The following is an 18,697-nucleotide window of genomic DNA, read 5'->3' on the forward strand; positions in this document are numbered from 1 at the left end:
TCCCGTGCGGGGGCGACCGCCCGGGTGCCGGCACGGAGTAGGATGGTTCTATATCGAAGCTATTCATATTAGTGGCCATTACAGTCGAAGGGATTTATGCACCGGGAGCGAGACACGGAACTAGGCCGATGAGCGTCATCGCCACGGTGGAGGTCCCGGCCGAGGAGTTCACGCTGGGGCCTGCACTCGCAACGAACCCGGGAATACGCGTCCGCATCGAGCGCGTCGTCCCGCTCGGAGACGCGTTCCTCCCGTACCTGTGGGTGTCCGACGACGACCTCGAGACCGTCGAGACCTCCCTGCGCGAGGAGGCCGACATCGAGTCGTTCGAGATCATCGACGAGGTCGCCGACGAGGTGCTCGTCCGCGTCGAGTGGGCGAGCGAACTCGACGGCCTGCTCGAGGCGCTCGCCGACAGCGACGGCGTCATCCTGGAGGCGACCGGTGGGGACGACGTCTGGCGGTTCCAGCTACGGTTCCCCACCCACGAGGACCTGACGGCGTTCTACCAGCAGGCGGCCGCGGCCGACCTCCATATCGACCTGCAGAGCGTCCACAACCCCGGGCCGCCGACGAACGTCGGGGTCGGCATCGACCTCTCGGATACCCAGCGGAATACGCTCGTCAGCGCGCTGGAAGCGGGCTACTTCGACGTGCCGCGACGCATCAACCTGGTGGAGCTGTCCGAGCGGATGGGCATCTCCGACACGGCCGTCTCACAGCGCATCCGGCGCGGCACCAAGCGGCTCCTCGAGACGACGCTCGACGGGACGGACGAGGACGCCGACGATACGTAAGGAGCTTCGAAGTAGAAGTGCCGGGGTACATAAGGAGTATCGAAGTAGAAGGTTCAAATACGTGTATGTGGTAGCCACCGGTCATCAGACCATGGTACAGTCAGCGAGCACGGCGGTCGTGCTGGCCGTCGCGGAACGGAACGGCAGCGACGTGACGGAGCTCCCGGCGCTGGCGGAGTACGTCGACACGGACGCGCTCGACGCGCTGTTCCGAGGCGACGGGAGCGTCGCCGTCCAGTTCACGTACGCGGACTGCACGATCACCGTCCGCGGCCCGGACGACGTCACCGTCGACCCGAACTGAGGTCGGACGTCAGTTCTCGTCGTCGTCCCGTCCGGTCAGCGTCGACGTCAGCAGCGTCGACAGCGCCCGACGGAGCCGCTCCGAGACCGCCTGCTCGGAGACGCCCATCTCCGCGGCGAGGTCCTCGATGGTCGTCCGGCGGGGCACCTCGAAGTAGCCGGCCCGGAACGCCGTCGCCAGCGTCTCCTGCTGTGGGTCCGACAGCCCGAGACCGTCGTCGGCGCTCGGCGAGCCGGCCTCGTAACTTCGCCGCAGGTCGACGTCGATTCCCCGTTCGATGCACTCGTCGTAGAGCGTCGACAGCGCCCCCTGGTCGGGGAACCGGAGGTCCACCGTCCAGCCGTCGTGAGCGCCCGTGGCCCCGACGAGGGTCGCCCCGTTGGCCTGGATCAGATCGAACAGCGGCGCGTCGGTGCCCGCCCAGTCGACGCGGAGCAGCGTCCGCCCCGGGAGGTCGTCGACCACGTCGGCCGACGCGACCGCTCCGTCGTCGACGAGCGACGAGACGACCGCCTCGGCGTCGCCCCCCTCCACCCAGAGATAGTGGACGAACCCCGCGGTCGGCACGACCCGTTCGAGTTCGACCGTCACCGACCGGTGCTCGCGCAGGAACTGGCCGAGCGGGAACGCCGTCACGGGTACGTCGAACTCGGCGAAGACGTTCATCGGTGTCGGGTCCCCGGCGTCGCTTCCTCGTCCGTGTGTGGCGGTCTCAGTTGCATCTACACGACCCGGTGGTCGGCGAAGCGATGACGACGCTGGCCATGATGGTTCGACATGGAAGCCGTAGACATAAAAAATGTGCGTGGTCGACGGAGCGGCTCCCGCCCGGCCCGTCAGTCGGGGCCGTCGCCCCGGACGATCGTCGCGGAGATGAGCTTCCCGAGGCCGCGGCGGATGCGCTGTGAGACCGCCGAGTCGGAGACGCCGAGCTGTTCGGACAGTTCGACGAGTGTGATGCCGCGAGGGATGTCGAAGTAGCCACGCTCGAGAGCGACCTCCAGCGCCGTCTGCTGCTCCTCGGAGAGGCCGTAGCCACCGGTGGAACCGTCCGCCAGCGGGCTGTTGACCTCGTTCAGGTCGACGGTGATGCCGGCGTCGACACAGCTACGGTAGAACTGCGACAGCGCCGCGTGCTCGGGGAACCGGACGCGGAACGCCCAGTGGTCGCCCCGCCCCTCGCCTTCGAGAACCACCGCCTCGGCCGCGTCGATGGCGTCGATGACGCCGTTGACCTCGGTGCTCCAGTCGACGCGGAACAGGCTCTCGCCGTTCACCTCGTCGACGACGCGGACCGACTCTGTGAGCTCCGACCCCTCCAGAGCGGACTGCACCGCGGGCGCGTCGGCCGACGACACCCAGAAGTACGGCACGAGGTCGTCGCCGGTCGGAATCATGGATTCGAGACGTATCTCGACCCCCTCGCGCACCTCGAGTGCCTCCCCGAGCGTGAACTCCTCGGCCGGGATGGAGAAGCGCGCGATGACGCTCATCGCGCGTTGCGAGGAACGCCGGTTCGTGAACGCCACAGACGATGCTGTCGAACCCACCGACGATACGACGAACCACGCGGCGACGACGACCGACCGAGTACCATTGCCCGACTGTACCGGACCCGTAAGTAAAGTAGGTAGCCTGTACCCTCGAAGGTGTTTTTATTGCTACCGCTCGGCCTACCGCTCGACGTGCCGCTCGGCCTACCGCTCGCTACACTCGCGGCTGGCGGACTCGTCCCCGTCCGATCAGTCGTGCCGCTCCGAGCGGTACGCCACCTCGTATATCTCGACCCCCCAGTCGTGGTCGTCGCCGTCGGTTCTGAACGCCCAGCCTCCCTCGATGGCGACGCCGCTGTCGTGCGCCTCGTGCAGGAGTGTCGCCAGGGCGCGGCGGAACTCCCGCTCAGTCGTGGGGCCCTCTGACCCTGTCGTCGAAGATGTCATTGGTGGGTTGTGACGAGGATAGTGCGACCGTCGTGCACGGAACCCGTCCAACAACCTGGAACCTCCGTCGCAAGGGTGAATCGTCACACACCACGGGGAAGAGAGTCAGGGGGGTGTTCCCAGTCGTCCGTGCTTGGTGTGCCAGGGTGAAAGGGGTTCGGGTGGGATGCGACCGGCGCGGTCCGCATCAATCCCTTCGGCATCGAACGCCGCCACTTACGCGCATGGAGGATGACATCCGACCAGGGTCGTCCATCCGCGGCCCCGTCGTGACACCGACGGTCACCAGCGACGAGGGACGACCATGACAGGCGACCCACCCACCGACGCGCCGACGACCGAGGCCGAGTTCAGAGCGGCGATGCGACGGCTCGTCGCCGGAGCGGCGGCCAACGGCGTCGACGTCGAGAACGGCTGGGGGTTCACCGACGGCGAGCGCACGTGGGGCGTCGAGGTGTACGAAGTGGTCCCCGAGGACACCGAGGAGTGACCGGAGTCACTCGCCGCCGTCGGTCTCGGCGACCGGAAGCGCCGCGAGCAGGGGTGCGACATCGTTCCAGTTCTCGCCGCGACGGAGCTGGCCCGCCGTCCGGTCCCACGCGACGTAGCCGGCGTCGTCGAGCCGCGGGAGGTGTCGGTGGTGCAGTTCGACCGTCGCCTGCCGCCGGTCGTCGGCTCCTGCCGTGAGGTCGTCTACCGGAATCGGTTCTCCGTCGGCGAGTTTCAGTAGGACGCGGCGGCGCTGTGCGGCCGAGAGCGCGTCGAGCGCGGCCCCGAGGGTGTCGTCGCGGTTCACGTCATCGTCCAGGTCAGCGAGCCGTACGAGTCCGCGGCTTTGATTTTGAAGGCATTTATGTAGGGACTGCGGCTACAGCGCGCCACGGTCCGTGAGTTCCCGGTAGAACGCCACCGAGTAGACGCCGAAGAAGCCGCCGAACAGCGTCCCGACGACCAGCACGACGACGCCGACGCCCGCGAGGACGCCCGGCGAGGGCTGGGCGAGCGCGGTTCCGGCGGTCGCCTCGGGCGTCGTGAGGAGCGAAGCGACGCCGAACACGCCGCCGGCGACGAGCCCCAGCAGGCCGACCAGTAGCGAGTAGCCGAGGCTGGACAGGAGGTTGCCGCGGACGACGCCGACGCTGTGTTTCAGCCCGTCGATGGCGCCGTGGCCGTCGAGCACGACGGCCTGGCCGTAGAACTGGATGAAGAACACGACCGCGAGGTACGCGAGCAGGAACAGCAGTAGCCCGGCGCCGAGCACGCCGACCGCCGCGAGGCTCGGCCCCCCCGCACCGGCGAACACCGCGACGCCGGCGACGATGGCGGCGAGGAAGCCGACGACGCCGAGTACGAAGTTCGCCACCAGCAACAGCAGGTACGCGACCAGAAGCGACGTGTAGTTGGCCTTCCCGGCCGCGACGAACCGGTCGAGCGACGTGGTGCCGTCGAGCGCCTCGTCGCTCATGGCGATGAGCCCACCCTGGAAGAACGGCACGACGACGATGAACAGCAGCGAGACGAGAAGCGAGACGAGACTCGCCAGGATCGGGAACGTCGCTTGCAGCAGCATCGTCGGCACCTGCGTCAGCAGCAACACGAACACGGGGACGAACACGATGGGGTTGCGCGCCAGCGCACCCGGCGTCCGTCGGAGGGATGACAGGACGGCCATGCTGACCGTTCGTTCAGAATTTGTAAAACCCTTGTCGTTCCGTCCGGGAGCCGCACGACGTGTCACGCGGGAGAACATTTACGTCGCCGGTCGTCCATCCCACGGTCGAGTGGGGGAGATGTCGGAGACGTGTACGTTCACGTTGCGGCCGGACGGGAGCGACGGGACCAGCCTCGCGGAGCCGTGGGACTGCCCACACGAGACCCACGAGGACGCCGAGCGGTGCCTGTTCCATCTCGACCCGGCGGCGCGTGCCGAACGGGGTATCGACGACGAGGACGTGACCGCGGCGCTGGCGGCGGTCGCCGAACGCGAGGGCGAGGCGGCCAAGCGCCTGCTCGGCGCCTACCTCGGAGAGGTGGACTTCTCGTTTGCGACGCTGGAGGCGCCCGACCAGTACCCGATAGACCTCCGGGGCGCCACGGTCGACGGGACGCTCGACCTCTCGAACAGCGAGGTGTGCCAGCCGCTCGACCTCCGGGGAGCGAGCCTCGACGTGCTCGACGTCGAGGCGGCGACGTTCCGCGAGTCGGTGGGGCTCGTCGCCGCGAGCGTCGCCGGCGAAGTGCGCGCGGAGGGGCTGGTCGTCGAGGGCGACCTCTCGGTCCAGCGGTCGACGTTCGGGGCGGCGGTGAACTTCGACGAGGCGCGGTTCCACGGCGACAGCTGTTTCCGCGACACCCGGTACGCCGCGCCCGTCCGGTTCCGGGGCGCGGAGTTCCGCGGCGACGCCAACCTGCTCGACGACGACGCCTGTTTCGAGGACGCCGTCTTCGAGCGCGAGGTGACGTTCGAGCAGGCGGAGTTCCGCTACGCCGACTTCGTCAACACGGCGTTCGACGGCGACGCCGGATTTCTGGAGGCGCGGTTCGACGGCGACGCCGAGTTCACCGACGCGACGTTCGGGGGCGACGCCGACTTCCGTGGCGTCGAGTTCCACGGCGACGCCAACGTCAGCGTCGACGACGTGACGTTCGCGAACGCCACCTTCGACGGCGACGCCGTGTTCACCGGCGGCCGGTTCCGGCGTGCGGTGTTCGACGATGCCGCCTTCGACGGCGACGCGAGGTTCGCGGACACCACCTTCGACGAGGAGACGTCGTTCCGGGACTGCGCGTTCGCGGACGCCACCTTCGACGAGGCGCGGTTCCACGACGACACCGCCTTCGCCGACGCGGAGTTCGAGGCCGCGCTGTCGCTTCGCGGCGTCGAGTTCCACGGCGGCGACAACGTCGAGGACGACGACGTGACGTTCGAGCGCGCCGAGTTCGGGGCCGGCGTCGACGCCACGGGCGCGACGTTCGCGTTCGCCAACTTCCGTGCGGCGCGGTTCCGCGACGACGCCGCCTTCGCCGACACCACCTTCGAGGGGGAGGCGGTGTTCGAGGACGCCGCCTTCGAGGGGGAGGCGGCGTTCGCGGAGGCGCGGTTCCACGACGACACCGCCTTCGCGGCGGTTGCGTTCGACGGCGACGCGGACTTCCGTGGCGTCGAGTTCCGCGGCGGCGACAACGTCGCCGACGAGGACGTCACGTTCGCGGACGCCACCTTCGACGCCGAGGCGTCGTTCCGCAACGCCGCGTTCCAGTACGCCACCTTCGCGGACGCCACCTTCGCGGAGGGCGCCGAGTTCAGCGACGCGACGTTCGCGCTCGACGCCGCGTTCCCCGACACCGAGTGGGACGGCGCGGCCAGGTTCGTCGAGGCTCGGTTCCGCGACGACGCCTCCTTCCGGGGGGCGACGCTGTCGGGCGTCGCGGAGTTCCGGGGCGCGGAGTTCCACGGCGGCGACAACACACGCGACGACGACCTGACGTTCGCGGACGCCACCTTCGAGCGGGAGGCGACGTTCGAGGCCGGGAGCTTCCGGTACGCCACGTTCGCCGACGCCACCTTCGAGGGGACGGCGACGTTCACCGAGACGGCGTTCGACGGCGACGCCGAGTTCACCGACGCCGTCTTCGAGCGCGAGGCGACGTTCGACGAGGCTCGGTTCCGCGACGACGCCTCCTTCGACGGTGCCGCCTTCGACGACGTGGCGACGTTCCGGGGCACGGAGTTCCAGGGCGGCGCGAACCTGCTCGACGACGACGCGACGTTCAACCACGCGACGTTCGCGGCGGGCGTCCGCTTCGACGACGCGGAGTTCGGCTACGCCGACTTCCGGGCGACCGCGTTCGAGGACGACGCGATGTTCGTCGACGCGACGTTCACCGACAGCGCCACCTTCGAGGAGGCGACGGTCGCCGGCCTCGCGGACTTCGACGCGGCGTCGTTCGCCGACGAAGCGACGTTCGACGGGGTCCGATTCCACGACGAGGCGGTGTTCGACGAGACGCGGTTCGGGAGCAACGCCACGTTCGGCGACGCTGTCTTCGAGGGGCCGGCGTCGATGAAGGGCGCCGCCTTCGAGGGGAGCCCGACCGTGCTGGACGACGACGCCGACTTCCGGGGGACGCGGTTCGCCGCCGAGGTGGAGTTCTCGCGGGCGCGGTTCCGCTACGCCAACTTCTCGGGCGCGCAGTTCGAGGACGATGTCTCATTCGAGCGGGTCCACCTCGAACACGGTGCGGAGTTCACCGACGCCGTCGTCGGCGGCTCCTTCGAGATGGACGACGCCCGGTTCGACGGCGACGCCACCTTCGAGGCCGTCACGTTCGCGGGCGGCGTCACGTTCAACGGGACGGAGTTCCACGGCGGCTCGAACACCGAGACGGAGGACGTCACCTTCGAGCGAGCCACGTTCGAGGCGGGCGCACATTTCTACCGCGTTGAGTTCCACACCGCCAACTTCCAGGGAACCGAGTTCGCCACCCGTGCCCGGTTCGTCGAGAGCGAGTTCACCGAGCGACTGAAGTTCCGGGCGGCGCCGGCCGACTCCGCCGTTCTCGTGGACATGACGCGGGCCACGCTCGAGGGCGGCCACATCGAACAGCCCGAGGACGGCGAGACGTTCTACGACCTCGAGGAGGCGACGGTCCGGGAGGTGCGGTTCGAGCCGAACGAGAGCCGGTTCGAACTGTTCGACTACTTCCGCTTTCTCAACACCAACTTCGACGGCTTCGACTTCTCCGAGCATATGGACCTGCTGGCGCGCAACGACTGGACCATCCACTCCTTCGAGTACCCGTCGGTGGCCGACGCCGACGAACTCGCCACGGACGACCTGCCGCCCGGCGACCTGGAGAGCACGTATCTGAAAGCGAAGAACAGCGCCGACGCGTTCGGCCAGCGGAAGGCCGCCTCGGAGTTCTACATCAAGGAGTTCTCCTTCCGCCGGCAGAAGAACCGCAACGTCGTGACCGACGGCGGCGAGGACCTCCGGACCCGGAGCCGGTCGGCCGGCCACTGGCTCGGCAACTGGCTACTGTACCAGACCTGTGGCTACGGCGAACGGCTCTGGCGCGTCGTCTACGTCTCGGTGGTCGTCGTCGGCGTCTGGGCGCTCCTGTACGCCACCGTCGCGGAAGGGACGCGCTCCTCCGTCGGGACGACGACGGGGTTCACCAGCGTCTCGCAGGCGCTCTCGCCCGAGGGGGCCGAAATCATGGGCCGGGTGCTCTACTTCAGCATCGTCACGTTCACGACGCTCGGCTACGGCGACGTTCAGCCGGTCGGCCCCGTGGCGCGGACGCTCGCCGGCCTCGAGTCGTTCCTCGGGGCCCTGCTGGTCGCGCTGGTCGTGTTCGTCATCGGGCGGCGGATGGCCTGACTACTCCCCGTCGGCGACCGAGTAGATGTCGAAGTCGCTCCGTTGCTGGCTCCGGTGCATCAGGTAGAACGAGGCGACGAGGATGAGCATCAGGAAGCCGTAGGCGGCCGCCGCGAGCAGCGCCTCCTCCTTCGTCCCGTACTTGCCGGTCCGGAAGCTGATTATCTTCCGGGCCATGGCGATGAGCCCGACGTTGATGACGATGGGGAGGATGTTCAGGTCCTCGACGTAGGAGATGACCGTCCGGTATATCTCGACGATTATCAGAAGCAGGAGCGCGGTGTCGATGAGCTTCAGGATGGCGTCGGGGTCGGTGAACCGCCCGCTGGCGATGAGCTGGTACAGTTTCAAGCCGAGGTCGAACACGCCGATGGCGAACAGTACGACCATCAACAGCGCGGTCAGAAGCTCCAGCACCTCCATCAGGACCTCGGACTGGATGCCGAGCCCCTTGAGAACGTCGTCGAGGGTGAGGCCGCGGCCCCCCTCGACCGCCCCCTCCGTGTCCCCACTCATGTGTGCTACCGCGGCCCATCCCGGTAAAGATGTTTTGTCTCGGTGAAACGACCGACGGTCGGACGGAACCGGCATCTGCCGTCGGCGGGGACGGGGACCGAACGCGTGGGCGTCAGTCGGAGGCCAGCGCCTCCCCGCTCTCGGTCGACGGCGCGTCGTGGCTGGGTTCGAGCGCCGTGCGGGCCTCCGGAGCCAGTTTGTTCATCACGGCGCGGCCCTCGCGCTCGCGGACGACGATGCCGTCCTCGGCGAGCCGCGAGAGGTGGTGGCTCACCGTCGAGGGGTCACGCCCCAGTTCGTCGGCGATGTCGCTCACGGAAGCCGCCCCGAACCGCGCGATGGCGTCGATGACCGCGGCGGTGGCGTCCTCCTCGAGCGCGGCCGCGAGTTCGACGCCCTGCGTGTACGCCGGGTAGAAGCGGCGCTTCCCGCGCACCTTCGCACCGGAGACGAGGTCCTCGCGTTCGAGGACGCGGACGTGGTGACGCACCGTCGACAGCGGCAGGTCCGCGCGTTCGGCTACCTCCGAGAGATACGCGCCCGGCGTCTCGTCGACGACTTCGTACACGTCGGCGCGGGCGTCGTGTTCGAGCGGGTCGGAGTCGTCGTACCGCGAGTAGCGGAACGGCGCGACGGTGCGGAGCAGGCGGTCGAGGGTGCGGCCGGGGGCGGACAGCGGCGCGACGCCGGCGGTCAGCGTCGACGCGAACGTCACGAGCGCCTGGGGCGTCACCGCGGCGCGCCGGGTGACCGCCGCGGCGGCGACCGCACCGACCCCGAGCGCGAGGCCCGTCGTCGGCCCGGCGGGAGCGGGCGTCGACCCCGCTGGCCCACGCTCGCCGAGCGCGAGGGCGTTCGAACTCGGAGCGTCCGTGCCGGTGGCATCGACGTCCGGACGCACCGGATCGACGCCGTCACGGACCGGCCCGGTAGCGTCCGTCATCGGCCCGACGCCGCCACCGACGCCCGACAGCGCCGTCACCGTCTCGCCGAGGAGCGCGTCCTGCTTGCCTGTCAGAGCCGATGCCGAGACGGCACCGGTCGTGTCGGACACCGCCGCGCCGTCGAAGGCGTCGAGCGTCGTCAACGGTACCACCTCCTCCCCCCCGGAAACGGCCGTCGTCGTGCCGTCGGCGCCGTCGGTGGCGACCGACGCCATCGACAGTTCGTCCGAGAGGGTGCCGAACCCGACGGCGTCGTCCACGGCGTCGGTCGACTCGGTCACGAGCGTCTCGGCCTCCTCACCGTCCGAAAACGAGTCGTCGGACTCCCCGTCGGAGTCGCTCGACGAGTCGTCGAACGTCCGGTCACCGGAGGTCCCGGTCGAGTCGTCCGTCGAACCGTCACCGGAGGTCCCGGTCGAGTCGTCCGTCGAACCGCCGTCAGCCGACCCGTCAGTGCCGGAGTCCGTCGAGTCGTCGGAACCGTCTCCGTCGCTCAGGGTGCCGGCGACGGTCGACCCGCTGTCGGCGTCCTCCGAGCCGACCGCGGCCACGGGCGCGACCGCGACCGAACAGAGAGCGAGAACCATCACGACCACCGCGATGCACTGTGTGTTTACACGTCTCATGCGAGGCCCGACCGTCCGCTGGTCATCCCTCGTTTCTCGTAGACCCGGTTAGTCGTTCTGTCGGCCATACGTGGGGGTTTATCACTATCCGAGTATCGGCCGATAGACGGCTCGAGGCAAGCGTTTCCGGTCCGTCCGAAAGATTGATATGGACCGTTCCGACACCGTATTAAACCGTTGTGACAAACCCGTCAAACGATAACGGTTGTTCACGTTCGAGGGCGGTGCGGTTCGAGACGAAGCGGAGGTGTCGGTCCCTACTCGCCGACCGTCGCGCTGGCCGTCGCCCGGTTCCCCTGCGCGTCGGTGACGGTCAGCACCACCTCGAACTCCTCGTCGTTCGCGCCCCGTATCTCGAACTCGTCGGTGCCGCTGGCCGTCGCGCCGTCGACGGCCGTCGTCCGCTCGCGGACCACGGCGCCGGACTCGTCTATCACCTCGACGACGACCGCGTCGAGGTTCTCGTCGCCGTCGCTGACGGCCCAGTTCGCCGTTATCTCCGCGTGGGCGCTCTCGCCGCCGGCCTCGGTGACTTCGTAGCTGTCGACCGTCGGCGGCGGCGCCGTCGCCCCGTCGTCGCGCTCGGCGCGACCCCGGGCGAGCATCTCCTCGACGGCCGCCTCGGCGTCGACGAGCCCCTTCCCGATGTTGTGGACGGTGTGGTTCTTCTCCTCGAGGAACCGCGCCGTCTCCTCTATCACGTCGATGACCTCCAGCACGTCCGGGTACGCCCCGAACTCGGAGTAGTAGGCGTCGTTGACCAGTGCGACGACGCCCGCGGTGACGGGAGTCGCCATCGAGGTGCCCGAGATGGCCTGGTAGTAGATGCCGTTGCTCTGGTCGGCTAGCTGGTCGCCTATCATCATCGTCGAGACGATGCTGTTGCCGGGCGCGCCCACCGAGGGGCGCTCGATGCCGAACGGCCGTTCCGGGTCGGGGATGCCGTCCTCGGCGTCGACGGCGACGACGGTGCCGTCGACCTGATACTGGCCGCCGCCGCGCGAGGACGTGACCTCCAGTTCGTACTGTGCCGAGTCGTCCGGGAGCGGGAGGTAGGTGCCGATGGTCAGCGCCGCCTCGTTGCGGGTGCCGTCGACGAACGTCGACCCGGCGGTGGCGACGGTGTCGTCCTCGGGACCGATGAGCCGGTACTCGAACTCGCTGGGTTCGGGCGCACCGGCACCCGAGGACGGCGACCACGTCAGCGTCGTGTCGACGTAGAACCCGTTCACCTCGGAGAGTGCGGTGTCGGGCGACGCCGAGAGGGCGAACGTGTCGGCCGTCTGGACCAGGAAGTTGGCGATGACGCCGGAGCCGGCCACCTCGTACACCGTCTCGGTGTCGGCGGCGGTCGGCGGCTCCAGCGAGTCGAGGAACTCCTCGTAGTTGGCCAGCGCCACGTCGCGGTCGTAGTTGTGGATGCTGTCGGACGAGGGGGGCCGACCGCGCGAGGAGAACCCGGTGACGTTGCCGTCGTCGCGCGTCGCCGCGATGCCGAGCACCCACGGCGCCTGCGCGGTGTTGCCGAGCGTGTTGTCGCCCGTCCGGGTGCAGGTGGCCCCACCGTCCGGGCCGCAGTTGCCCGCCGCGATGACCGGCAGGATGCCCGCCTGGTACGCGTGGTACGAGGCGACGATGTCGGGGTTCGCGGGGTCCATGTTCTGCCCGTTGCCCGAGATGGCCCCGAAGGAGTTGTTCACCGCCTGCACGTTCGTCCGGCCCGCTTCCTTGCGTGCGATGAGGTGGTCGAACGCGCCCAGCGCGTTCACGATGAGCAGCCCCGCGCCCGTCGAGTACATCGTCAGCGTCGCCTTGGGCGCCATCCCGCGGTTCGCCCGCTCGACGGAGCCGTCGCCCGCCACCGACCCGGAGACGTGGGTGCCGTGGCCGTTGCCGTCGGTGTCGGCCTTCCCCATGTCGACCCACATCGTCCCGCGGTCGAGCGGGTTCGTGTACTTGTAGTTGTGCGCGACGTTGATCTGGTGGTCGGGGTGGGGGCCGTCGAGCCCGGTGTCGATGACCGCCACGTGGCCGTGGGTGCCGTCGTAGCCGAGCTCCGCGGCGACCGACTCGGCGTTCGTCACCTCGCGGGCGTCGTCGTTGAACCACTCCAGTTCGTAGTTGGGGACGACCCGTACGACCGACTGGAGCCGCGAGATGCGCTCTATCTGCTCGCCCGTCGCCACCGCGTACCCCATCGGGAGCGTCTCGAACCGGTAGTACCCCTCCGGAAGCGTGAACCGGTCGAGCGCCTCGACCGCCTCGTTGGAGGTGAACACGACGACGACCTCCTGTGGGCCGCCGCCGGTGTCGAGGCGGTCGTCGAGCGTCTGCTCGGGTGTGCGTGCGCCCCCCGCCATCGGGAACAGCGCCGCCCCGCCCACCGCCGCGGTGCTCTGCAACAGCGTTCGCCTGTCGAACTGCATGGGAACTCGGCAGGGCTACCGGCTTAATCCGCTTCTGACAAACCCGTCCAAAGAAGGCATCACACACCCAAAAACGAGCTATAATCGGCCGCGTATAACCGAATCAAAGAGACGACAGGTCGCCGCTCGCGGCCCGCGAGACGACGGCGTCGGCGTCGACGAACCCGCGGCCACCGCTTGCCGGTTCGTAGCTCCCGTCGGCGGTGTCCTCGAGAGTGGCGATGACGTCCAGCGGCGCGATGGACTGCCCGTTCTCGCGGGCGGCGTCGTACATCCGCGCACAGATGCCCGCCACGCAGGGCGTCGACATCGACGTACCCGAGATGGCCGCGTAGTACGGCGACGCGAGGCTCTCGGTGCCGCCGTTGTCGGTCGCCTGGAGCGGGTCGGTCGGCCCCATCGTCGAGACGATGGAGGCGCCGGGCGCACAGACGCCCGGCCGGTAGAGGCCGGTGCCGTCCGAGAGCGCCTGCGAGCGGTCGTGAGCGCCGTCCTGCCGGCCGCGCGAGGAGAACCCGGTGACCGCGCGGTCGTCGTTCGTCGCGCCGACGCCCAGCACCCACGGCGCCTTCGCGTAGTCGTTGAGGGTGTCGTACCCCGGCCCGGAGTTGCCGCAGGCGAACACCGACAGCAGGCCCGCCTCCAGGGCCGCCTCGGTGGCGACGTTGATGGGAAGCGAGGGGTCGAAGTCGCTGGCGCTGGCGGCGCCGTAGGAGTTCGAGACGATGTCGACGGCGTCGGCCTCGTTGGCCAGCAGGTGGTCGTAGGCGGCCGCCGCCTTCAGCACCGAGACGCCCGCGCTCGTCGAGTAGACGGTGAGGGTGGCGTCGGGCGCCATCCCCTTGTACTGGCCGTCCGACTGCGCGCCGGTGCCAGCGACCGTCCCGGAGCAGTGGGTGCCGTGGCCGATCTCGTCGGTGTCGACCGGCGACGGGACGAACAGCGTCGGCGACCCCAGCGGGTTGCCGACCCACTGGTAGTTGGTGGCGACGTCGAGGTCCGGGTGGGTGGGGTCCACGCCGGAGTCGATGACCGCGACGTGGGCGCTGTCGCCGCTGTACGAGGGGTCGGTCTCGTCGACCCCCGTCACCTCGCGGGCGTCGTCGTTGAACCATTCGAGGTCACGGTTCGCCTCGACGCGCACGACGCCGTCCAGAAGCGACACCTCCTCCAGCGTCGGGCCGGACGCCTCCAGATAGACGAGCGGTAGCACCTCGAACTCGTAGACGTCGAGCCCCAGCGACGCCAGTTCGTCCGTGACGCCCTCCCGGTCGACGACGAGTAACACGTCCTGGACCACGTCGCTGGTCAGGTCCAGCGCGTCGTCGAGTACGTTGCCCTCGCTGGCCGACGCGCCGCCCGCGAAAGTCAGTCCGACCCCGGCCGCCCCGGCCGTCTTCAGGAACGTCCGCCTGTCGTTGTGTACCATCGACTAACTCGTGGTGCGAACGACAAATCGGATTGTCGCAGGCTATGCCCCACCCTTTATTTCCAGACCCGGCAGTTAATGATAAACGACACGTTGTAGCCGGCAGGGACGCGGGAGCTCAGATGTTCTCGCCCTGATAGCTTCCCGCGTACTCACCCTCGTGGTCGGCCTCGGCCAGCACGAACTGGGCGATGCGGGCGCCGGGTTCGAGTTCGACGGGGTGGTGGACGACGAGCAGACCCTCACCGCGACCCTCGTAGCCGGCGTCCCAGACCGCGGTGTGGAGCATACAGGAGTTGCGCATCAGCGACGACCGCGGGTAGACGAAGCCGACGTGACCCTCGGGGACGGCGACCGTCTCACCGTAGCGAGCGACGTACCCCCCGGGGTCGAGCCGGTAACAGCCGTTCTCGGGGTCGAGTTCCCGCCGCTCGCCGACAGTCTTGCCGTCGGTGCCGAGCCGGCCGGGGTCGGTCTGCTCGAACACCGCATCGAGCGTCAAGTCGACGCCGTTGGGCTGGACCTGTTCGTCGGAGACGGGGTCGAGCTGTCGTGCGACGAACGCGCCGCTCTCGTACATGGTCACAGCCGGTGGCGGGCCGGCATATAGCTGACGAGTGGGGAACACCGGCGTTTTGGTCTCGGGGCCGCTACCGGGTGCATGGAGCAGACGACGGAGGGGACGTTCCGCGTGCTGGCGAGCACGCGCCGCGACGACGAGTGGCTACTGCTCGACGTGGAGAGCGGCGACCCCACGTACGTGCCGGCGACGGGCTACGACGGCGCCCTCGCGGAGCGGGTGGCCGAACTGGAGCCGGGCAACCGCGTCGAGGCGACGCTGTCGTGGACGGACGGCGACGCCCGGTTCGCCGACCTGACGCGGGTCTCCGAGAGCCGGGTCCACTTCGTCCGCACGACCGAGCCGCTGTTCGAGGCGGCGGAACGGTGCTGGCGGGACGCCCGCGAGCAGAACGCGGGGATGAACTCCCGGGTCACCCACGGCACCGACGGCGAGCCGAACGGCGTCGTCTACACGTTCGCCGAACAGCCGGGCGAGCAGGACCTGTTCGAGGAGTTCCGCGACGGCGTGAAGCCGCTGGAGCCGCTTCTGGTGCGGGCCGCGGGGGGCCGCGACGGGGGCGCCGACGCGCCGGACCCGCCGTTCGAGACGTTCGTCCTCGCGCACCCGGACCAGCCGTTCGTCACCGTCTACATCGTGCTGGACCCGGACGGCTACCTCGCGGAGACGGTCCGGGACACGTATCTGGACGAGGTCGGCTCGGGAGGGCTCGCCGACCGGCTTTAGCCGCCCCACTCGCCGCCGATGTCGTCGCGGACGTGCTCGAGCCACTCCGCGAACCGCGTCTCGCAGTCGGGCGACGCCTCGAGGTGGTCGATGAACCCCGCGCCGCCGCTGGTCAGCCTCGTCCCGCAGAACGGGCAGTAGTCCGGGTCGTCCCACGCCGGGGCGTCGGGGTCGACGGGCAGGTCCATGTGGGAGAGACGACGGCCGCGACCGTAGCGTTTCCGGGGCGGGAGTCTTTTTGCGGGGCGGCGGCCTTCCGCCGGTATGCACGACGTGTGGGACACCCGCGTCCGGTTCGCGGAGACGGACGCCCAGGGGATCGTGTTCTACGGCGAGTACGTCACGTACCAGGACGAGACGCTGAACCAGTTCATGCGCAACATCGGCTACCCGTGGAGCGAGATCGAGTCGACCGACTGGGACATCCACGTCGTCCACACGGAACTCGACTACCGCGCGCCCGCCGAGTTCGGCGACGACCTCGTCTGTGGCATCCGCGTGGCGGCCGTCCGCGAGTCGTCCATCGAGTTCGCGTGGAACTGCCGGCAGGCCGACGGCACGCTCTGTGCGGAGGGAGAGATGACCCACGTCGCAGTCCAGGACGGCGAGCCGACGCGCGTCCCCCAGGGGTTCCGCGACGCGGTGGTCGCCTACCAGGACGACCCGCCGGAACCGGTGTGACCGAGCGGTCTAAGGCGCCGGCCGCGTACGTTCGAACGTGAGCCTGACCGTCGACGAACTCGGGGACGCGCTGGAGACGCACCTGATGGGCGAGGGGCTGTACGTGACGAACTGCGAGCGCCACGACGGCGCCGTCCACGTGGGCTACGAGTCGCCCGCGATGAGCGAGGGCGTCCCCCGGAGCCAGGTCGGGACGATGCTCCGGTTCCTGCTCGACCTCGCGGGCATCGAGACCGAGGGACGCGACGTGGGCGGCGTCCCCCAGGCCGGCACCTGGGAGCCCGAGGACGTCCACGTCTGGGCGTTCACGGAGCCCGAGGCTTCAGCCTCGGACGACGAGCGCGAACGACGGGGCCACTACGAGGTTCGCGAGGGGTGGTTCCACGCGCTGGAGGCAGGTCACCTCTCGGAGACCGACTTCTCGACGCTCGTGCTGTCGACGCTGGACTAGCGCTCGACCCGCTCGGGGTCGTCGCGGCTGGCGTGGTCGAGGTCGACCGCGTGGCCCGTGTGGCGGGCGTGGGTGCGCGCCCACCGACGCGCTCCCGACTCCTCCAGCCGCTCGACCGCCTCCGGACAGCGACGGCAGGCGGCCACCCACGGCGTGACGCCGTCGGGAAAGTGGCCCGTGTGCTGCTGGTGGTCGATGGCGAACGCCTCCACCGCCCGGTTCCCCATGGCGAGTTCGTCGAGTTCGTACGCCAGCGACCACTCCTCGTCACAGCGACTGCAGGACACTGTCGGGACGTCGTCGACGTCGTCGACCGGGGGTCCACCGGAGTCGGACATGGGAAGGGCGACAGCCCCGAGACGTAAGACCCTGTGGGAGCGGCGGCCGGGCGAAGAGACACCGCTAAGCCGCTGGCACGAGAGGGCGGCCGTATGACCCCCGACCGGGAGGGTGCCGGCGACGGCTGGGACGCCGACAGCTACGACGCGGGACACACCTTCGTGTTCGAGCGCGGCGAGGCCGTCGTCGACCTGCTCGACCCCGCTCCCGGCGAGCGTATCCTCGATGTCGGCTGTGGCACCGGCCACCTGACCGACCGAATCGCGGCGTCGGGCGCCGACGTCGTCGGACTGGACGCGTCGCCCGAGATGCTCGAAGCGGCCCGGGAGACGTACCCGGACCTGCGGTTCGTGCTCGGCGACGCCCGCGAGTTGCCGGTCAGCGGGCCGTTCGACGCGGCGTTTTCGAACGCGGCGCTCCACTGGATTCCCGAGCAGGACGCCGTCCTCGAATCGGTGGCGTCGGCGCTCCGTCCCGGCGGCCGGTTCGTGGCCGAACTGGGCGGACAGGGGAACGTGAGCGCCGTCGTGAACGCGGTCCGGGCCGCGGCGTCGGCCCGGGGGTACGACGTCGAGTCGCCGTGGTACTTCCCGAGCGTCGGCGAGTACGCCACGGCGCTTGAGGCCCACGGGCTGGAGGTGCGGTACGCGACGCTGTTCGACCGGCCGACGGAACTCGACGACGGCGACGACGGGTTGGCGGCGTGGCTCGACATGTTCGGTGACGACCTCCTTGCGGGCGTCCCCGACGACGAGCGGGCCGCGGTCGTCGCCGAAACCGAACACCGCCTGCGCGACGACCTGTTCGAGGACGGAACGTGGGTCGCCGACTACCGGCGGCTCCGCGTCGTCGCCGTCGCCACCCCGGACTGACTGCGGGGAACGCCGCTCAACAGACCGGTTTCGGGTCGACGCCCATCGCCTCCAGACTGTCGGCGTACTCACTGTACGCCCGCCCGATGGCCTCGACGGCCGCCTCGCGGGCGCGCTCGTACTCCTCGTCGGTCTCGCAGACGGCGTCGAGCGTCTCCGCGCCCGTCTCGACGGTCGCCTCGGTGTCGGAACGCAACTCCCGGAACAGGTCGGCCTCGCTCCTCGCCCCCTCGTTGACGAAGAAGTTGACGAACTGCAGCAGCGACCGCTCGGCCGCCATCGAGCGGCCGACCAGCCCCGCGCCCACCCGCTCGGGCGGGGCGTCGAGACGCCGCAGGTAGGCGTGGAGCGCGTCCGGGTCGGGCGCGTCGGGCGTCTCGTCCAGCAGGGCGACGACCCGCTCGTGGTGGTCGCGCTCGGTCGCGGCGGCGGCCGCGAACGCCTCGCCCCCCGGCCCCCCGTCGTCGGCCCACGCCTCGAACGTGTCGCGGGCACGCGCCTCCGCGGCCGCGGCGGCCCGGAGCACCGCCTCGCGTTCCAGCGCGGCGTCGGTGGCGGCGACGAGCGACTTCTCCGAGCCGAGTCGGTCGAGTTCCGTGGCGGCGGCCTCGCGGACCGCCGCGACGACCTCGCTCCCGTTCATGCCCGGACGTGTGACGCCCGGCGGCTTAATCGTACCCCG

General features: G+C 69.6%; 21 protein-coding genes. 8 read left to right on the forward strand and 13 right to left on the reverse strand.

The window, feature by feature from the left end; all coding sequences use genetic code 11:
* Positions 1-128: 128 nt before the first annotated feature.
* On the forward strand, positions 129-797 hold the full coding sequence (locus NL112_RS04140) for a helix-turn-helix domain-containing protein (protein WP_255151368.1): 669 nt from the start codon (positions 129-131) through the stop codon (positions 795-797).
* Between the two features lie 91 nt (positions 798-888).
* Positions 889-1,101: a HalOD1 output domain-containing protein gene (locus NL112_RS04145; RefSeq protein WP_255151369.1), complete on the forward strand. Its 213-nt coding sequence runs from the start codon at positions 889-891 to the stop codon at positions 1,099-1,101.
* Positions 1,102-1,110: 9 nt separating this feature from the next.
* Here NL112_RS04145 and NL112_RS04150 read toward each other — a convergent pair whose 3' ends face one another.
* The 3 genes from NL112_RS04150 to NL112_RS04160 all read right to left on the reverse strand — a co-directional run bounded on the left by NL112_RS04150 (position 1,111) and on the right by NL112_RS04160 (position 3,041).
* Positions 1,111-1,767, reverse strand: coding sequence for a helix-turn-helix domain-containing protein (locus NL112_RS04150; RefSeq protein WP_255151370.1), 657 nt, complete (start codon positions 1,765-1,767; stop codon positions 1,111-1,113).
* Between the two features lie 170 nt (positions 1,768-1,937).
* Positions 1,938-2,594, reverse strand: a complete 657-nt coding sequence (locus NL112_RS04155; protein ID WP_255151371.1) for a helix-turn-helix domain-containing protein — start codon at positions 2,592-2,594, stop codon at positions 1,938-1,940.
* Positions 2,595-2,843: 249 nt separating this feature from the next.
* Positions 2,844-3,041, reverse strand: a complete 198-nt coding sequence (locus tag NL112_RS04160) for a hypothetical protein (RefSeq protein WP_255151372.1) — start codon at positions 3,039-3,041, stop codon at positions 2,844-2,846.
* Positions 3,042-3,345: 304 nt separating this feature from the next.
* On the opposite strand from NL112_RS04160, the gene NL112_RS04165 reads away from it, so the two are divergent.
* Entirely contained in the window at positions 3,346-3,531 is a 186-nt protein-coding gene (locus NL112_RS04165) for a hypothetical protein (RefSeq protein WP_255151373.1), read from the forward strand.
* A gap of 6 nt (positions 3,532-3,537) precedes the next feature.
* Here NL112_RS04165 and NL112_RS04170 read toward each other — a convergent pair whose 3' ends face one another.
* Both NL112_RS04170 and NL112_RS04175 read right to left on the reverse strand, forming a co-directional pair.
* Positions 3,538-3,837 carry an ArsR/SmtB family transcription factor gene (locus NL112_RS04170; protein ID WP_255151374.1) on the reverse strand — a complete coding sequence of 100 codons (300 nt, stop codon included), beginning with the start codon at positions 3,835-3,837 and terminating at the stop codon, positions 3,538-3,540.
* Between the two features lie 72 nt (positions 3,838-3,909).
* On the reverse strand, positions 3,910-4,713 hold the full coding sequence (locus NL112_RS04175; RefSeq protein WP_255151375.1) for a DUF7847 domain-containing protein: 804 nt from the start codon (positions 4,711-4,713) through the stop codon (positions 3,910-3,912).
* Positions 4,714-4,831: 118 nt separating this feature from the next.
* On the opposite strand from NL112_RS04175, the gene NL112_RS04180 reads away from it, so the two are divergent.
* On the forward strand, positions 4,832-8,425 hold the full coding sequence (locus tag NL112_RS04180; protein WP_255151376.1) for a pentapeptide repeat-containing protein: 3,594 nt from the start codon (positions 4,832-4,834) through the stop codon (positions 8,423-8,425).
* Here NL112_RS04180 and NL112_RS04185 read toward each other — a convergent pair whose 3' ends face one another.
* The 5 genes from NL112_RS04185 to NL112_RS04205 form a co-directional block, all read right to left on the reverse strand.
* Positions 8,426-8,941: a phosphate-starvation-inducible PsiE family protein gene (locus NL112_RS04185; protein WP_255151377.1), complete on the reverse strand. Its 516-nt coding sequence runs from the start codon at positions 8,939-8,941 to the stop codon at positions 8,426-8,428.
* Between the two features lie 112 nt (positions 8,942-9,053).
* Positions 9,054-10,472, reverse strand: a complete 1,419-nt coding sequence (locus tag NL112_RS04190; RefSeq protein WP_255151378.1) for a winged helix-turn-helix transcriptional regulator — start codon at positions 10,470-10,472, stop codon at positions 9,054-9,056.
* Positions 10,473-10,768: 296 nt separating this feature from the next.
* On the reverse strand, positions 10,769-12,937 hold the full coding sequence (locus tag NL112_RS04195) for a S8 family serine peptidase (RefSeq protein ID WP_255151379.1): 2,169 nt from the start codon (positions 12,935-12,937) through the stop codon (positions 10,769-10,771).
* A gap of 103 nt (positions 12,938-13,040) precedes the next feature.
* Positions 13,041-14,366, reverse strand: coding sequence for a S8 family serine peptidase (locus NL112_RS04200; RefSeq protein ID WP_255151380.1), 1,326 nt, complete (start codon positions 14,364-14,366; stop codon positions 13,041-13,043).
* A 118-nt stretch (positions 14,367-14,484) separates the two neighbouring features.
* Positions 14,485-14,946, reverse strand: a complete 462-nt coding sequence (locus tag NL112_RS04205; protein ID WP_255151381.1) for a deoxyuridine 5'-triphosphate nucleotidohydrolase — start codon at positions 14,944-14,946, stop codon at positions 14,485-14,487.
* 81 nt (positions 14,947-15,027) lie between these two features.
* On the opposite strand from NL112_RS04205, the gene NL112_RS04210 reads away from it, so the two are divergent.
* Positions 15,028-15,672: a DUF6663 family protein gene (locus NL112_RS04210; RefSeq protein WP_255151382.1), complete on the forward strand. Its 645-nt coding sequence runs from the start codon at positions 15,028-15,030 to the stop codon at positions 15,670-15,672.
* Here NL112_RS04210 and NL112_RS04215 read toward each other — a convergent pair.
* The gene (locus NL112_RS04215) at positions 15,669-15,860 is read right to left on the reverse strand and encodes a DUF7501 family protein (protein ID WP_255151383.1); all 192 of its coding nucleotides are present in this window, start codon (positions 15,858-15,860) and stop codon (positions 15,669-15,671) included. The two genes, NL112_RS04210 and NL112_RS04215, sit on opposite strands and share 4 nt — an antisense overlap.
* 76 nt (positions 15,861-15,936) lie before the next feature.
* Here NL112_RS04215 and NL112_RS04220 point away from each other — a divergent pair, with 76 nt between their 5' ends.
* Together NL112_RS04220 and NL112_RS04225 are read left to right on the forward strand one after the other, a co-directional pair.
* Positions 15,937-16,353: an acyl-CoA thioesterase gene (locus NL112_RS04220; protein WP_255151384.1), complete on the forward strand. Its 417-nt coding sequence runs from the start codon at positions 15,937-15,939 to the stop codon at positions 16,351-16,353.
* 37 nt (positions 16,354-16,390) lie between these two features.
* Entirely contained in the window at positions 16,391-16,804 is a 414-nt protein-coding gene (locus NL112_RS04225) for a DUF8159 domain-containing protein (RefSeq protein ID WP_255151385.1), read from the forward strand.
* Here the strand turns inward: NL112_RS04225 and NL112_RS04230 are convergent.
* Complete coding sequence (locus tag NL112_RS04230) at positions 16,801-17,142, reverse strand: DUF8062 family protein (RefSeq protein WP_255151386.1); 342 nt, start codon at positions 17,140-17,142, stop codon at positions 16,801-16,803. The genes NL112_RS04225 and NL112_RS04230 overlap by 4 nt on opposite strands.
* A 93-nt stretch (positions 17,143-17,235) precedes the next feature.
* On the opposite strand from NL112_RS04230, the gene NL112_RS04235 reads away from it, so the two are divergent.
* Entirely contained in the window at positions 17,236-18,015 is a 780-nt protein-coding gene (locus NL112_RS04235; protein ID WP_255151387.1) for a class I SAM-dependent methyltransferase, read from the forward strand.
* Positions 18,016-18,031: 16 nt separating this feature from the next.
* Here NL112_RS04235 and NL112_RS04240 read toward each other — a convergent pair whose 3' ends face one another.
* Positions 18,032-18,658, reverse strand: coding sequence for a rubrerythrin family protein (locus NL112_RS04240; protein ID WP_255151388.1), 627 nt, complete (start codon positions 18,656-18,658; stop codon positions 18,032-18,034).
* Positions 18,659-18,697 lie beyond the last annotated feature (39 nt).

Source organism: Halorarius halobius (assembly GCF_024298865.1).
GTDB classification, from domain to species: Archaea; Halobacteriota; Halobacteria; order Halobacteriales; family Haloarculaceae; genus Halorarius; species Halorarius halobius.

What these genes read in the sequence shown, in the direction of transcription:
- NL112_RS04140 (WP_255151368.1), top strand. Translation starts at nt 129, where the DNA reads ATGAGCGTCATCGCCACGGTGGAGGTCCCGGCCGAGGAGTTCACGCTG.
- NL112_RS04145 (WP_255151369.1), top strand. Translation starts at nt 889, where the DNA reads ATGGTACAGTCAGCGAGCACGGCGGTCGTGCTGGCCGTCGCGGAACGG.
- NL112_RS04150 (WP_255151370.1), bottom strand. Translation starts at nt 1,767, where the DNA reads ATGAACGTCTTCGCCGAGTTCGACGTACCCGTGACGGCGTTCCCGCTC.
- NL112_RS04155 (WP_255151371.1), bottom strand. Translation starts at nt 2,594, where the DNA reads ATGAGCGTCATCGCGCGCTTCTCCATCCCGGCCGAGGAGTTCACGCTC.
- NL112_RS04160 (WP_255151372.1), bottom strand. Translation starts at nt 3,041, where the DNA reads ATGACATCTTCGACGACAGGGTCAGAGGGCCCCACGACTGAGCGGGAG.
- NL112_RS04165 (WP_255151373.1), top strand. Translation starts at nt 3,346, where the DNA reads ATGACAGGCGACCCACCCACCGACGCGCCGACGACCGAGGCCGAGTTC.
- NL112_RS04175 (WP_255151375.1), bottom strand. Translation starts at nt 4,713, where the DNA reads ATGGCCGTCCTGTCATCCCTCCGACGGACGCCGGGTGCGCTGGCGCGC.
- NL112_RS04180 (WP_255151376.1), top strand. Translation starts at nt 4,832, where the DNA reads ATGTCGGAGACGTGTACGTTCACGTTGCGGCCGGACGGGAGCGACGGG.
- NL112_RS04185 (WP_255151377.1), bottom strand. Translation starts at nt 8,941, where the DNA reads ATGAGTGGGGACACGGAGGGGGCGGTCGAGGGGGGCCGCGGCCTCACC.
- NL112_RS04190 (WP_255151378.1), bottom strand. Translation starts at nt 10,472, where the DNA reads ATGGTTCTCGCTCTCTGTTCGGTCGCGGTCGCGCCCGTGGCCGCGGTC.
- NL112_RS04195 (WP_255151379.1), bottom strand. Translation starts at nt 12,937, where the DNA reads ATGCAGTTCGACAGGCGAACGCTGTTGCAGAGCACCGCGGCGGTGGGC.
- NL112_RS04200 (WP_255151380.1), bottom strand. Translation starts at nt 14,366, where the DNA reads ATGGTACACAACGACAGGCGGACGTTCCTGAAGACGGCCGGGGCGGCC.
- NL112_RS04205 (WP_255151381.1), bottom strand. Translation starts at nt 14,946, where the DNA reads ATGTACGAGAGCGGCGCGTTCGTCGCACGACAGCTCGACCCCGTCTCC.
- NL112_RS04210 (WP_255151382.1), top strand. Translation starts at nt 15,028, where the DNA reads ATGGAGCAGACGACGGAGGGGACGTTCCGCGTGCTGGCGAGCACGCGC.
- NL112_RS04215 (WP_255151383.1), bottom strand. Translation starts at nt 15,860, where the DNA reads ATGGACCTGCCCGTCGACCCCGACGCCCCGGCGTGGGACGACCCGGAC.
- NL112_RS04220 (WP_255151384.1), top strand. Translation starts at nt 15,937, where the DNA reads ATGCACGACGTGTGGGACACCCGCGTCCGGTTCGCGGAGACGGACGCC.
- NL112_RS04230 (WP_255151386.1), bottom strand. Translation starts at nt 17,142, where the DNA reads ATGTCCGACTCCGGTGGACCCCCGGTCGACGACGTCGACGACGTCCCG.
- NL112_RS04235 (WP_255151387.1), top strand. Translation starts at nt 17,236, where the DNA reads ATGACCCCCGACCGGGAGGGTGCCGGCGACGGCTGGGACGCCGACAGC.
- NL112_RS04240 (WP_255151388.1), bottom strand. Translation starts at nt 18,658, where the DNA reads ATGAACGGGAGCGAGGTCGTCGCGGCGGTCCGCGAGGCCGCCGCCACG.